12 protein-coding genes are annotated in these 14,602 nt (G+C 49.2%); all 12 read left to right on the forward strand.

Features of this window, described 5'->3' with window-relative positions; all coding sequences use genetic code 11:
• Positions 1–480 precede the first annotated feature (480 nt).
• Positions 481–1,062 carry a TetR/AcrR family transcriptional regulator gene (locus Q7F15_RS00300; protein WP_171563946.1) on the forward strand — a complete coding sequence of 194 codons (582 nt, stop codon included), beginning with the start codon at positions 481–483 and terminating at the stop codon, positions 1,060–1,062.
• A gap of 121 nt (positions 1,063–1,183) precedes the next feature.
• Complete coding sequence (locus Q7F15_RS00305) at positions 1,184–2,080, forward strand: NAD(P)-dependent oxidoreductase (protein ID WP_304415550.1); 897 nt, start codon at positions 1,184–1,186, stop codon at positions 2,078–2,080.
• A gap of 8 nt (positions 2,081–2,088) precedes the next feature.
• Positions 2,089–3,312, forward strand: coding sequence for an MFS transporter (locus Q7F15_RS00310; RefSeq protein WP_304414859.1), 1,224 nt, complete (start codon positions 2,089–2,091; stop codon positions 3,310–3,312).
• 226 nt (positions 3,313–3,538) lie between these two features.
• Entirely contained in the window at positions 3,539–5,161 is a 1,623-nt protein-coding gene (locus Q7F15_RS00315; protein ID WP_304415551.1) for an MFS transporter, read from the forward strand.
• A gap of 137 nt (positions 5,162–5,298) precedes the next feature.
• Positions 5,299–5,754, forward strand: coding sequence for a ferritin-like domain-containing protein (locus tag Q7F15_RS00320; protein WP_304414860.1), 456 nt, complete (start codon positions 5,299–5,301; stop codon positions 5,752–5,754).
• A 168-nt stretch (positions 5,755–5,922) separates the two neighbouring features.
• A complete protein-coding gene (locus Q7F15_RS00325) occupies positions 5,923–6,852 on the forward strand; it encodes an AraC family transcriptional regulator (RefSeq protein ID WP_171563949.1) in 930 nt (309 codons plus the stop codon).
• The gene (locus Q7F15_RS00330) at positions 6,839–7,291 is read left to right on the forward strand and encodes a VOC family protein (protein WP_171563950.1); all 453 of its coding nucleotides are present in this window, start codon (positions 6,839–6,841) and stop codon (positions 7,289–7,291) included. The genes Q7F15_RS00325 and Q7F15_RS00330 overlap by 14 nt, the downstream gene beginning before the upstream one ends.
• A gap of 165 nt (positions 7,292–7,456) precedes the next feature.
• Positions 7,457–8,722, forward strand: coding sequence for an MFS transporter (locus Q7F15_RS00335; RefSeq protein ID WP_171563951.1), 1,266 nt, complete (start codon positions 7,457–7,459; stop codon positions 8,720–8,722).
• 418 nt (positions 8,723–9,140) lie between these two features.
• Positions 9,141–10,643, forward strand: coding sequence for a malate:quinone oxidoreductase (locus tag Q7F15_RS00340; RefSeq protein WP_171563952.1), 1,503 nt, complete (start codon positions 9,141–9,143; stop codon positions 10,641–10,643).
• Between the two features lie 260 nt (positions 10,644–10,903).
• Positions 10,904–12,976, forward strand: a complete 2,073-nt coding sequence (locus tag Q7F15_RS00345) for a BglG family transcription antiterminator (RefSeq protein ID WP_304414861.1) — start codon at positions 10,904–10,906, stop codon at positions 12,974–12,976.
• Positions 12,973–13,248, forward strand: coding sequence for a PTS sugar transporter subunit IIB (locus Q7F15_RS00350; protein WP_029100524.1), 276 nt, complete (start codon positions 12,973–12,975; stop codon positions 13,246–13,248). The genes Q7F15_RS00345 and Q7F15_RS00350 overlap by 4 nt, the downstream gene beginning before the upstream one ends.
• A gap of 6 nt (positions 13,249–13,254) precedes the next feature.
• Positions 13,255–14,517 (forward strand): PTS ascorbate transporter subunit IIC, encoded by a 1,263-nt coding sequence (ulaA, locus tag Q7F15_RS00355; RefSeq protein ID WP_304414862.1) that lies wholly within the window; start codon positions 13,255–13,257, stop codon positions 14,515–14,517.
• Positions 14,518–14,602: the final 85 nt, after the last annotated feature.

Genomic DNA, 14,602 nt, shown 5'->3' on the forward strand with positions numbered 1-14,602 from the left:
CATTCGTTTTATACAATTGATAAGGGATTCAAAATTATTAATATAATAATCGCAGTATTTGGACCAGATGATGAAAATACCGTTCGTCATGGTTCATGGATTTATCACCTGGATATGTTTGATATGGGGATTTATGAAATGGAGCGACGAGCCTTATCAGTGGTCATGAGATAGTGCGGTAAATTGGTGAAAACCAATAAAATGTGACCACCCTCAACATAATACCAATAATTTACATGATTTACTACTTTTTTTGCGCCTGCTTTACTTACGTTAAATGTATCCAAGCCATCTCTAGCACTTTTGAGATTCAGTTAAACGAATTGACCGCCCGATAAAGACGCCGCCCAATCCACCACTGGATAGCCGAGCTTCAAAGTGAGACCACACAGGAGATCCTGCACAATCTTGACAGAAAGACGATAAAGATTTATGTTTGTTTTGGAATGAACGTTTCAAAATAGAACAGGAGGTGAGCATTTGCGCCCAAAAGAGTTTGATCCAGATGATGTAGTGGATGCAGCCATGCAAGTTTTTTGGCAACGAGGCTATACTGCGACCTCGATTCAAGATTTGGTGGAAGGCACTGAACTGGGACGAAGCAGTATTTATAATGCCTTTGGCAGCAAACACGAACTTTATAAGCATACGCTTCGCCGATATCAGGAGTTGAAGGCATCGCAAATTGCGGTGCTGTCCGGACCCGGTTCAGTTAAAGAGCGCGTTAGGCTGCTATTGATGGATGTCGTCGAGGAAGAGCTTGGCAAAGAAAAAGGACTCGGATGCATGACTGCCAACGCAGCACTAGAGCTTGCAAGTCATGATTCCGAAATCGCTGCTATTGTGGCGCAAAACTTTAAAGAATTGGAATCCGCATTATACGAGGCATTTTCTCGTGCCCAAGAAAACGGTGAAATTGCTTCAGACAAGAATGCTCGCGCACTGTCTCGCTTCATACTGAATACGATTCAAGGGTTGCGCGTATTAAGCAAAGGATATATTGGGCATAACCGGCGTCAACTGTTGCTTGATGTGGTGGATGTTGCAATTCAGGCGCTTTAAAGGCGGATTGAGCAGAGCATCTCTGCATCCAACTGGAAAAACCTGCATTACCTTGCAGGAATTTTTTTGCAACGTTTTGTAATGATCGTTCCAAAACATAATGGCGTGAAGCATGTTCGACATGCGGAGCCCTTTTTCCCAAAAGGAGGTTTATAAAATGAAATTACATCGAAAAACGATCACCGTACTTGGCACCGGCATCATTGGTGCACCAGTGGCTCGTAATTTACAGAAGCATGGTTTTTCCGTGCGTGTATGGAATCGGACACGTGGCAAGGCAGAGGCGCTTGCATCAGCCGGTGTGGATGTATTTGAATCGCCACGGGAAGCTGTGCAGGATGCGGATATTATCATTACGCTGCTTAAGGATGGAGCGTCCGTGCTGGATGTGATGGAAAGCGCTGCTTCCGGTTTGTCCAAAGGAGCTATCTGGATTCAGATGAGTACGGTCGGCATCAAAGCGATCGATGAATTGGCGGTCTTCGCCGAGCAGCGCGGGCTCAGGTTGTTTGACGCCCCCATTCAGGGCACCCGTCAACCAGCGGAACAGGGACAACTTGTCATCATGGCATCCGGACCAACTGAAGATCGGGATACCGTACAGCCGGTGTTTGACGCGATCGGCAAACGGACAGTGTGGGTGTCAGAGCGGATTGGAGCGGCCAGCCGTCTCAAGCTGGCATTGAACAGCTGGGCGTTTGCGTTGACGCATGGTGTCGCTGAAAGCTTGGCAATAGCCAAGGGGCTTGGCGTCGATCCGGCGTTGGTAGTGGATGTCGTGAAAGGCGGACCTATGGACAGCGCATTTTTTCAGTCTAAAGCTGCTTTAATACTTGCAGATGATTACCCTGTCAGTTTTTCGATTGCGAATGCGCTCAAAGACGCCCAACTGGTTATGGAAGCTGTTGAGCAGGCTGGCATCACTGCGGATGTTGCCGCTGCCTGGCTAGAGAGATTCCGACGCGCGTTCGAAGCGGGCCATTCAGAGAAGGATATGGCTGCATCCGGATTGGTGTGAGTAGAGCTATGAACAATGTCAAAAATAATGAATGTACTGGCATTGACTTTCAGGATGCACCTGCTGCAGATCAGCTTCCCGTTTTGCGACTTCTGGCGTTTACAATGGCCGGTTTTATCGCCATATTGACCGAAACGATGCCGGCGGGGTTGCTGCCGCAAATCGGCAGGGACTTTGGCATCTCAGAGGCGTTGTCGGGTCAACTCGTGTCGCTCTATGCTTTTGGCTCGGTGGTGGCGGCAATTCCGATTATAGCCGCGACACGCAGCTGGCGCAGAAAACATGCATTGTTACTGGCAGTCGGAGGCTTGTTTCTTTTCAACGCTGTAACTGCATTGGCCACTGACTATTTCGTGACATTAGGAGCTCGATTCGTTACGGGCATGGCCGCAGCGTTGACCTGGGGACTGCTTGCCGGTTACGCGCGAAGAATGGTGCCGTATCATCTACAGGGGCGTGCATTGGCGATTGTGGGAGTCGGTCAGCCTATCGCCTTATCTCTAGGCGTGCCGCTTGGTACCTGGCTTGGAACGTTACTCGATTGGCGGGTTATCTTTGGAATGATTTCAATGCTTACGCTTGCCCTGTTCGTATGGATACTTGCTGCAGTGCCCGATTATCCAGGGCAAGCGTACCAACAACGGCAGCCCATTCGCAAAGTTTTCATGCTTCCTGGGATCCGCTCGGTATTGTTTGTCGTTTTTGTATGGATTTTGGCTCACAACATCCTCTATACCTACATTGCGCCATTTATGGCTCACGTCGGGCTCGTGGATCGTTTGGACCTCATCCTGCTAATCTTTGGCTGCTCATCTATAATCGGGATTTGGATTATCGGCCTGCTTATAGACGTACGGCTTCGTTTCCTGACACTTATTAGCCTTGCTGGGTTCGCATTGGTATCAACCATAATGGGGATTGCTGGCGAAGCACATGCGATAACCTATCTAGGCGTATCTATTTGGGGCTTGACTTTCGGGGGCGCACCGACGTTACTGCAGACGGCCATAGCGGATGCAGCAGGGGAGGGAGCTGATGTGGCGCAATCCATGCTGGTGACCATCTTTAACCTTGCAGTGGCCGGAGGTGGCGTCATTGGCGGTCTCCTGCTGGATCACACAGGAGCGGGATCAATTCCTTGGGCCGTTGCACTGCTTAGCCTGATCACCTTGTTCACGGTATGGAAAGGCAAGACTTACGCTTTTAAGCCTGAACGCCGTTCATTCGGATAGCTTCAAATTGATGAATGTTTCCCTTCTCGCCAAGGGGTTAGAGGGCAAGGGATTTGAGGGCTGCGACAGGTTTAGCCGCAAGCAACCTGTGGCAGCCATTGTTTTTATCGTTTCACGGTAATGTGATATGGATGGAAAGAAATAGAATAAATATCAGCCTTTCCGGACAAGCTGAATGTAGTCTGTCACCAAAATCAAAACAACATGAAATCATTAGTAGGTGATCCTGTTGGCAAAACAATCCTCCCAATATTGGGCGCTGATTTTATTTTCAATCGGCGTATTTATGGCACAGCTTGATAACGGGATTATCAGTTCAGCGCTTACCACCATTAATCGTCATTTCGATGTGAGCGATAACTGGGGCGCCTGGGGGATTACCATTTACACGCTGGGTTTAGCGATCAGCTTGCCGATTGTGGGCAAACTTTCCGACAGGTATGGCAGAAAAAAACTATTTATTATCGAAATCGCCTTGTTCGGCATTGGTTCGTTGTTGGTAGCGCTTAGCCCCTCGTTTAGCTTTTATTTGGCTGCACGCTTCATTCAAGCTCTTGGCGGCGGCGGCATCTTCATTATCGGCAACTCGCATATTTTAAGCACGGTTGAGCCGGCGAAGCAGGCCAAATATTTGGGACTGTTAGGCGCGATGAACGGGGTGGCCGCTATATTGGGACCGAACATCGGTTCATTCTTGCTTGACGTAACAGGGAATTGGCATATTTTATTTCTCATTAACGTGCCGATTGCCATTGGATTGTTCATTTTGGCAATCATGCGGCTGGTGGAATCGTCTGATCCCAGTCCTGGTCGTTTGGATCTGGTGGGAACCGTCATTTTATCGTTTGCCATCTTGTCGCTTATGTATGGCTTGACAAACATCGAAATCGATTTCTGGACAAGCCTTGCCCAACCGGAAGTGTTCGGTTTTCTCGGTGCCGGAATCGGATTGTTTGTCGTTTTGTTCATGTATGAGGCCACATTCGCGCGCAAGCAAAATGGCGATCCGATCTTACCCTTGTATTTGATCAGACAGCCTCGTTTCTTGCTGGTCCTTGTCATTGGTGCATTATCTGGCGGGATTTTGGCAGCGATGATTTTCATCCCTGGTTTCACAGAAAATGTACTGGGCATTCCGGCGGAAAAATCGGGTTACTGGATGACGCCCCTGGCGCTGGCATCAGGTGTAGGTGCCGGATTGGGGGGTGCACTCGTATCGAAACGAGGTCCTGTATTTACGGTGATCATCTCTGGACTCCTCGCATCGGTCGGGTTTGCCTTGTTTCCTTTCTGGATTGAAACGAAATGGCAGTTTGTCATATCCAGCATGGTTGCCGGTATCGGAATCGGTGTCATCTTAGGCGCACCGTTAAACATTCTGGCGACAGAAGGGTTACGATCCAATAAAGGTTCGGCCCTTGCGTCCTTATCACTGCTTCGCCAGGTTGGCATGACCATAGCGCCAACCGTTTACGCAGGCTTTATTGCCCGCGGCTACAACAATATGGGGGAACTGTTCAAGACGGATTTTCCCGATATCCTGCAAGACAACATCGCCAAGGCCAACTTGTCACAGCAGGCACTTGGCGAGTTGGCGCAAATTGGACAGCGGATGGCTTCCGAAGCGGATTCATTCGACGCCAATCAATTGAATGAAATCATTCGCTCCATCCAAGATCCAGCATTAAAGGAAGTGATCCTGGCCAGTGTGTCGGAAGTGACAAAAAGGGCTGCAGAAATCGGTTACGGTGGGCTGTACGGGTCTGCGGCAGTGTTAAGTGTGCTCGTCATCCTCGTTTCGCTTATCTTGGCACCCTTGCGCAAAAAGGTTTCCGCATCAAGTCAATAAAACTACGATGGTACGCAGGCACTGCATATCAGCCTGAAAAGAGGCACCGCGATTGGATGCCTCTTCTTTTTTGTTTCTTTTCGAGGAGGCAGTTGAGCAGCTGTTGGACATACTATTCCCAAAAAGGGGGATAACGTATGGACGAGAAACAGCGACAACGCGTCATCCGGGAATTGAACAGGTTTTTGCGAGGAAGGTATATGGGCATCCATCAATACGAGTACCTGATTTCACATGCCAAGGAGCCGAAAGTAAGGGAGCTGCTGCAAGAGTTCCAGCAACATGCCAAACTGGGCGCGCAGAAAATTGCCAAACGCATTCAGGATTTGGGCGGTCAGGCAGTAGATGGTGTGGGCGTTATGGGCGAGTTGAGGGAATGGATGCAAACATTTCGGGAGCCACCGCAGAATTCAAGGGACATTCTGCATGACGCGCTGCTCGGTGAGAACAAATACGGCATTCACTTCTCGCACAGAATGGTAGCCGGTGACCTGGATGAGGAAAGCAAGCGAATTGTGGATACGGTGCTGGAGGAAGACCAAAAGCGCGTCGATCAGCTGAAGAAACAGCTGCAGTTGTTACCAACTCCCTGACGTCAACATAAGCGGAGCAACCCCTATCACCGCGACGAGATTGCCAAATGAACGAGGACTTCCACAAAGGAGGCGCCTTCTAAGGGGCGGCTCTTTTTTCTGCTTTCATTTGTCAAAAAATTTTGGATAGAATGAAGAAGAGTGGGACGTGAGGAGGATGGAGAGAAAATGCATGAACACCTGGTGAAATGGTTTACTCCATCGCAAGGACTGCCGGTATCCGGCCGGAGTTCCGTCCAGTACCGGGAGTATTCGCCGAGTCCGTCTTTACGGCCGCATATTGCCTGCTACTGGAGTGTGACAACACGTGCTGAAGATGACACAGGTGAATTCGACGACATTCTCGTCATCCCTGACGGATGTTTTGACTTCGTGTTTACCGTATCCCGTCATCGTACGGTTTCCGGACATCTGTCCGGGGTGATGGAGTCCGCCTTCACCATCTATCCGGGTCCTGACACCGCATGGTTTGGGGTCCGCTTTCGTCCGGGAGGAGCCGTGCCATTTCTTCGCTCGCCGCTGTCCCTGTATCGCGGCGGGAGCTCCCCGTCCCTGACCGAACTGTTCGGAGACGGTGCGCTGCGTCTGTTGGATCGGCTGGCGGACGCGGAGGACCTGCCGACACGGATTCGGGTGTTGGACGCGGCTTTGCAGCAGCGGCTTTCGGTTTCCCCTGACGAACCGTTCGATCCGCTGGTCGCCAACGTGTTGCATGAGATGTACCGCCATTCCGGGAATGTTCGGATTCATGAACTGGCCGCCCGCGAAGCGGTGAGCCCCCGGCAATTGTTGCGGCGGTTTGAAATGTGGACAGGCTGCAGCCCCAAACAGTTTTGTCGCGTCGTACGGTTTCAACGAGCCGTTGATTTGATCGCCAAAAGCACAGGCCAGATCCAGGGGGCTGACTTGGCGTATCAATGCGGGTATGCCGATCAGGCGCACTTTGTCCGGGATTTCCGCGCACTCGCGGGCATGTCTCCCGGACATTACATCAGGCGAGCGAGCATGTCCGATTTGTTCAATACGGACAGGTCATTTCCGGCCTATCATCGTATTGAAACGAGTGAGGAGGCTGAGTTTGCCAATGAAACTGGATAACGTACGATTGCTGGTAACCCGTTTTGATGAGTGCTTTACCTTTTATCACGAAAAGCTGGGTTTCCCGGTCCTGTGGGGCGAATTGGGCGGGGGATATGCCAGTTTTGGCACGGCGGAAAGCCAATTCGCGATCTTCTCTCGCAGCGAAATGGCTGAGGCTGTAGGTACAGACCATCTCCCGGCCGCTTCGGATGCCCAGGATCAATTTGCGTTGATTGTGAGGGTGAACGATCTTGACGCAACCGCAGCCCGCTTAAAAGCGGAAGGCATCTCCATGATTACAGACGTTCAGGACCGTCCAGGCTGGGGGATTCGCACCGCACACCTGCGGGACCCGGATGGAAACCTGATTGAACTGATAGAATCGCTTCCCGCTGAATCGTGGGATGAAGGGCTTCGGAAAGCTGACGGAAAATACCAAAAACAGCAAACGTCATAAGGCGGTTGGGCTCAAATCCGGGAGGGTTTCGAAAGCCGAGACCGTCAGGAAAGAGGTGTCTCGCAGGGGGGGCACCTCTTTCCAATGTCATAGGGATTTGGGTAGTATAAATGTATAAGGAAAAAATAGGAATAATATCCGCCAATTAGTAAGGAGACTCCTTTCATGAGTGCAGTTAAACAAGGGCATCTATTTAAAAATAAATGGTTTGCGATATATTTTATCGCCTCATTTTTTTCCAAGATCGGAAGTCAAATCTACCTGTTTGCGTTGCCCTGGCTGTTGTTTGAAATGACCGGTTCCGTAGGTTGGATGAGTACGATGTGGGCAGTTGAAATGCTGCCTTTTGTCCTGGTCGGTCCATTCTTGGGGGTTTTCGTTGATCGATGGGATCGTCGAAAAGTATTAATCTGGTCCGATTTTGCCAGGATGATTTTGGTCTGTTTGATTCCCTTGTTGTATAAGGTGGGATTGCTGAATGTTATTTGGCTCTTTGTAATTGGGTTTTGTCTGTCGATCTTCATGATTATGTTTGATCTGGTGTCAGACTTTTCAGTCATTCCGCAATTGGTAGCAAGAGAACAACTTACCGCTGCAAACTCCTTGTATCGGTCAATGGACAATATCACGACCATGTTGGGACCGGTTATCGCAGGCGCGCTCGTGGGATTGGTCGGAACGGTCGAGTCGCTGTATATTGATGGTCTCTCGTATTTATTCACATTGATTGTCGTGACCATCCTGCCCATCACGTTGCAGAACGAAAAAGCCAGGACACGCATGACATGGCAAACCGTTTTCCTTGACATAAAGGAAGGGATCACGTTTTTATTCCGCTCGGAGATTCTTTGGGTGTTGGCCTTCATTGGAGGGCTCAGCAATTTGGCTGTCGGAGCACTGCACACGGTGATGAGATTTTATTTGGCAAACGAACTGCATAACGCTTTGTTGGTGGGAACGATGTATTCGGTTATTGGCATTATGACGACAATCGGGTCTGTTTGCGCGCCGCTGTTATTAAAACGCATGCCGATCGGCCGAGCGATTATCCACGTCTCGAATGCAATGTTTATCGGCGGCTGCATCATGGTAATCCCGACAGGATGGTTCATGCCTTTGATCGGCTACGGCATTATTACCATGGCTGCAACGATTCGCGTCGTCTATACTTTTACGATCCGTCAGTTGGAAATACCAAATGAATTTATGGGACGGATTAATGCTGCATTTCGCATGATTTTAACGGTATCTTTCCCGTTATCGGCCTTGCTGCTTGGCGGGTTGGCCGATGCATACGGGACGAGGATCGCGTTCATGTGCACTGCCTTTATCTTGCTAATCGTGTCCATTTGTCTTGCACGTTCCAACGTTCGTGCGTATGAGATCAAAAGCAGTGAGGAAAGGAACACGACCTTAGAGAACACAATCTAAAGGTATAACTGGATGACAAATGGTTCTGTACTTGTCCAGCTTAAATGGGGGATGATTGCATTCAAAAAACACCGGAAGCAACATATTCATGGGTCAGGATGCATCACTGTTTATTCTTGATGCTCAAAAGTAGTTGGCAGGCAAAACAACATTCGCAAACAAACATACTCGCCTTACCCCTTGTCAGAAGCCGGGGTAAGGCTAGTTTTTTTGGGTGTTTTCAGCCTCTCGCAAGCAACTACCCATCATTACCAGCCCCCAAATGGAGAATCCCCATCAGTTTATAGTAGATATTTGCAACCATAGGTATCATAATAGAGTATGATGGTCGAATTTTGACGGTGTGTTCCGAGGTGGGGGGCCTTCCTTTTGTAATGTCTATGCAGGAGCGCCTACTCTTTTAAAAGGAAGGGGTATCATGAGCAATATCCAGAAGAAAACAGACGTTATCTTGATTGGTGCCGGAATCATGAGCGCGACTTTGGGAACATTGCTGAAAGAGTTAGCACCGGATTGGGAGATCAAAGTGTTTGAGAAACTCCCGGTCGCAGGTAATGAGAGCTCGAATGAATGGAATAATGCAGGGACGGGCCATGCTGCTCTTTGTGAGCTTAACTATACACCGGAAAAATCGGACGGGTCTGTCGATATTACCAAAGCGATTAAAATCAACGAACAATTTCATCTTTCCAAACAGTTTTGGTCTTATCTCGTCAAACGTAATCTGATTCGGAATCCGAAAGATTTTATCATGCCCATTCCCCATATGAGTTTCGTACAAGGGGAAAAAAATGTCGCGTTCTTGAAAAAACGTTTTGAAGCGCTGTCGAACATCCCGCTGTTTGAAGGAATGGAGTTTTCCGATGACCCGGCTACATTGCAGGAATGGTTCCCGCTGATCATGGAAGGCCGTACCGTGAATGAACCGATCGCGGCCACGAAAATTGACTCAGGAACGGATGTCAACTTTGGTGCGTTGACGCGCATGCTGTTTGAGCACTTGCAGAAGCAGCACGTCGAGATTCACTACAAGCATCACGTAAAGGATATTACACGTGCGAGCGACGGTTCGTGGAGTGTGAAGGTGCACGATCTCGACAGCGGTCAGATCGAAACCCATACGGCAAAATTCGTGTTTATCGGGGCAGGGGGCGGAAGCCTGCCGCTGCTGCAAAAAACGGGGATTCCGGAGGCAAAACACATTGGCGGTTTCCCGGTAAGCGGACTGTTCATGGTATGTAAAAATCCGGACGTGATCGCAAAGCACCATGCAAAAGTATACGGCAAAGCCAAGGTTGGCGCTCCACCGATGTCTGTTCCGCATCTGGATACCAGATATATTGAGAATCAAAAAACGCTGCTGTTTGGACCGTTTGCCGGCTTCTCACCCAAGTTTTTGAAAACGGGTTCTTATTTTGATCTGATCCGATCCGTAAAACCGGACAACGTCCTGACGATGCTGGCAGCAGGCGTAAAAGAAATGGCACTGACCAAGTATCTGATCCAGCAGGTTCTGTTGTCGAATGAACAGCGCATGGAAGAACTGCGCGAGTTTATTCCGACTGCCAACAGCGCAGATTGGGATATCGTGGTAGCGGGTCAACGTGTGCAGGTGATCAAGGACACCAAGGAAGGCGGCAAAGGCACCCTTCAATTCGGTACGGAAGTGGTTACGGCTGCTGACGGCTCGGTAGCTGCGCTGCTCGGGGCTTCTCCGGGTGCTTCTACGGTTGTTCATGTGATGCTGGAGGTATTGGAAAAATGCTTCCCGCAGCAAATGAATGAGTGGAGACGGAAAATAACCGAAATGATTCCGTCTTATGGGGTGTCGCTTGCAGATAACCCGCAACTGCTGCAAGAAATTCAAAAGTCGACCGAGCAGACGCTGGGTCTGGTCGAAAAAGAACTGGTCTACAGCTGAAAGTAGACGCAACAGACAAGCCATTGCCTATCTTCGAACTTTTAATCTGCTAAATTTCGCGCGGATTAAAGGTTCTTTTTTTGTCGTCCGCAGCGACAGGCGGGCTTTTTTGTTTTGAGTACAATTTTTGCACAATCTCATGGGGTAAATTCGGTCTAACTGTGCAGGCAGAATTGATGTAAAGTAAAGCCATAGAGACGATGCCAGTCAATCTCCTGTGCAGCAATTTGTGCATGATTTTGTGCTAAAAGGTGGCCGCCATGTTAGACAAAAGAACAATGCAAATGTTGCAGCTTCTTGTGCAGTCTCATCATTACCTGTCCGTCAAAGAACTGATGGAGCATTTCTCGATTTCACGAAGAACGTTGTACTACGATATCCATAAAATCAATGATTGGCTCAAAGAAGCAGGTCTGCCGCAAGTCCAGTACATCTATGCGAAAGGCTATTATCTGGACGAGAGCAGCAGACAGGCAGCGGCCCGGATCATCGGGGAAAAGAAGCCGAATGGCTATGCCCTGCGTTCAGGAGAAAGGCAAGTTTATTTGCTGCTGTATGTACTTCTGGCGAACAAACGCATTACCACTCACGAGTGCATGGAGAAAACAGGCGTCAGCCGCAATACGATTCTAAACGATCTCAAGAAGGTCAAAGAGGAAGTGGAAAAGCACGGCTTGAGCCTCTCGTACTCCTATGCGAACGGGTATGAAATTACCGGCGATGAATTGACGATCCGCAATGTGTTGAGTCATTATGTCCATTCCCTGCTGCATGATGGTCAGGAGCTGCTTTTGCAAGATCTCCATGAGGATGATACAGACGTCCCGATTCCCGACATCATCCTGCAATGGTTGAACGATTGCGAAAAGCATTTGCAGGTTCAATTTGCCGAGGATACGACGAAGTCATTAAGCTATCTCTTTACGTATTATGTAAAGCGGATAATGGGCGGGAATGCGATTGCTTTTCCGCAAAGACAGATCAAGCGCATTGTGGAGACCAGGCATTATCAAGTCATCCAAACACTGGAACGTGTCTTGCCGCTACAGCTCCCGCAGGATGAAAAATGTTATCTGGCCACATTGTTGTTAAGTGCAAAAGTGAATGAATTCGGGCAATCAGCGGAAACGAATGAAATTCCCGCTTTAAAACAGGCGATTGCGGATATGGTTGATCTGTTTGAAATGCGAGCCTGTGTTGTATTTGATCAGCGCGTTCAGTTGGAACGCAATTTGTATATTCATCTGCAGCCAGCCTATTATCGGTTCCTTTACGACATGGACGTGACCAACCCGTTGAAAGAGGTGATTCAACGCCAATACCGTGATATCTATGAACTCACGAAAAAAAGCATTTCCCCCTTGGAGCAGTTGGTCGGCAAATCGATTAGCGATGACGAGATTGCCTATATAACGGTTCATTTTGGGGGATGGATGCGCCGGCAAGGAATCACCGCAACCACCCTGAGGCGGGTATTGCTGGTATGCGCAAACGGGGTTGGCACGTCGCGCATACTGGTTCAGCAACTGGATGGTTTATTCTCCAACATCGATCTGCTTGGGCCGATCACCCTTAGGCAATATGAGCACTTTCAAGAAGACGTGGATTTGGTTGTGTCCACAACAAAAATCGCGAACCCGCGTCATCGGATCATTTTGGTGAACCCGATTTTAACAGATCGAGACAAGGTTCAGTTACTCAATGAAATGGAAGCGGTTTCCCATAGTGCGCCCTCCCATATAACGGCGCAAACGATCGTCGATATTGTGAAAAAATATGCGGTCGTGGAAAACGAAGAACAGTTGGCAGAGGAAATCAGGCAAGTACTGCACCAGCAGAAACAGATCATGAGGGAGAGAAAGCCGATGCTCGACGAGTTGTTGCAAGAAGAATGTATTCAGCTAAAGGACTCCGTGAGCGATTGGAAGGAAGCGATTCGTCTGGCAGCCGAGCCGCTCCTGAAAAGTCAGTCCATCACAGAGGCGTATGTGCAAGCGATGATTGCCAATGTAGAAGAAAATGGTCCCTATATCGTGATCGCGCCCAAGGTGGCGCTGCCGCATGCGAGACCGGAGCAAGGGGTAAATCGAATCGGAATGAGTTTGCTTCGGTTGAAACAGCCGGTTTCATTTTCGGAAACGCAGGTGCGTGAAGCACAGCTCATCATCGTACTGGCCGCTGTCGATAATGAAACCCATCTACAAGCATTGGCCCAACTGTCGATGATGCTGTCGGAAGAAGACAATATCGACAGGATCATTGGCGCCCATGACAAGGAAACCATTCTTCACTATATCTCAATGTATTCCAATAACAGGGGGAATGAAGCATGAAAAAGATTTTGGTTGTATGCGGAAATGGATTGGGCAGTAGCTTTATCGTGGAGATGAACGTAAAGAAAATCCTGGGGGAAATGGGTATTCAGGCGGATGTATCCCATACCGATCTGGCCACCAGCAAAACCGAGCAGGCTGATGTGTATCTGGGCTCAAAAGATATTGTCGGTCAATTGGAAGATGGCAAACGCTACGTGATTGGCTTGCAAAACATTTTAAACCAGACAGAGATCAAGGAAGCATTACAACAATATTTCACGAAGGAATGATGACCGATGCTCAACGTAATCATGAAAGACATCCTGGGCACACCGTCAATATTGGTAGGATTGTTTGCCCTGGTCGGTTTGCTGCTGCAAAGAAAAGGCGTGGCAGACGTCGTATCGGGAACCTTGAAAACCATCATGGGCTTTCTGATCCTGGGAGCAGGTGCAGGGATCTTGGTCGGCGCATTGGGATCTTTCGGGAGCATGTTCGACAAAGCATTTCAAATCCAAGGGGTCATTCCAAACAATGAAGCCATTGTAGCGCTCGCGCAGCAAACATTTGGCGCGGAAACGGCGTTGATCATGCTGTTTGGGATGATCGTCAACATCTTGCTGGCCAGATTTACTCCCTTTAAATACATTTTCTTAACCGGTCATCATACCATGTTTATGGCGTGCCTGATTGCCGTCATTTTATCCACTGGCGGTGTCAAAGGCTTCCCGATGGTTGTCATTGGATCGCTGATTCTTGGAGCCTTGATGGTCCTGTCTCCTGCCATGCTGCAGCCTTTTATAAGAAAAGTCACGGGCACCAATGACATTGCGATGGGGCACTTTGGCTCCATCGGTTACCTGGTAGCAGGCTATATCGGAAAAGTCGTGGGGAACCCGGAAAAATCGACAGAAGATATCAAAGTGCCAAAATCGCTCGGTTTTTTACGGGATACGTCGGTTTCCGTCTCGTTAACCATGACGATCCTGTTTGTCATCGTTGCCCTGGTGGCGGGACCAAGCTTTGTAGAAGAGAAATTAAGCGCAGGCCAAAATTATCTGGTGTATGCGGTATTGCAAGCGATTACGTTTGCAGCAGGTGTGTACATTGTCTTGGCAGGGGTACGGATTTTGCTCGCGGAAATTGTGCCTGCATTTAAAGGGATCGCGGATAAAGTGGTGCCAAATGCCATCCCGGCACTGGATTGCCCGACGGTCTTTCCGTTCGCATCCAATGCGGTTGTCATCGGATTTTTCGCAAGCTTTGCAGCGGGGCTTGTCTCCATGTTCCTTCTGCCCCTTTTCGGATTGAAAGTCATTGTCCCAGGTCTTGTCCCGCACTTCTTTACAGGGGCTGCAGCCGGCGTGTTTGGAAATGCGACAGGCGGACGCCGCGGCGCCATTGCCGGGGCATTCGTCAACGGCCTCTTAATCAGCTTTTTGCCGGCGATGCTGCTGCCGGTGCTGGGCTCTCTCGGGTTTGAAGGCACCACGTTTGGTGATGCGGACTTCGGGATTGTCGGGATTCTTCTGGGGAAAGTAGTGGCCCTGTTTAACTAATAGGATTACGTGCACCCCTTCCAACCGTATGGAAGGCAACGTACGGTTGGAAGGGGTCTCATTACGCCTGTTTCTGGGTACAGCT

Source organism: Brevibacillus aydinogluensis (genome assembly GCF_961514395.1).
Lineage (GTDB): Bacteria > Bacillota > Bacilli > Brevibacillales > Brevibacillaceae > Brevibacillus > Brevibacillus aydinogluensis.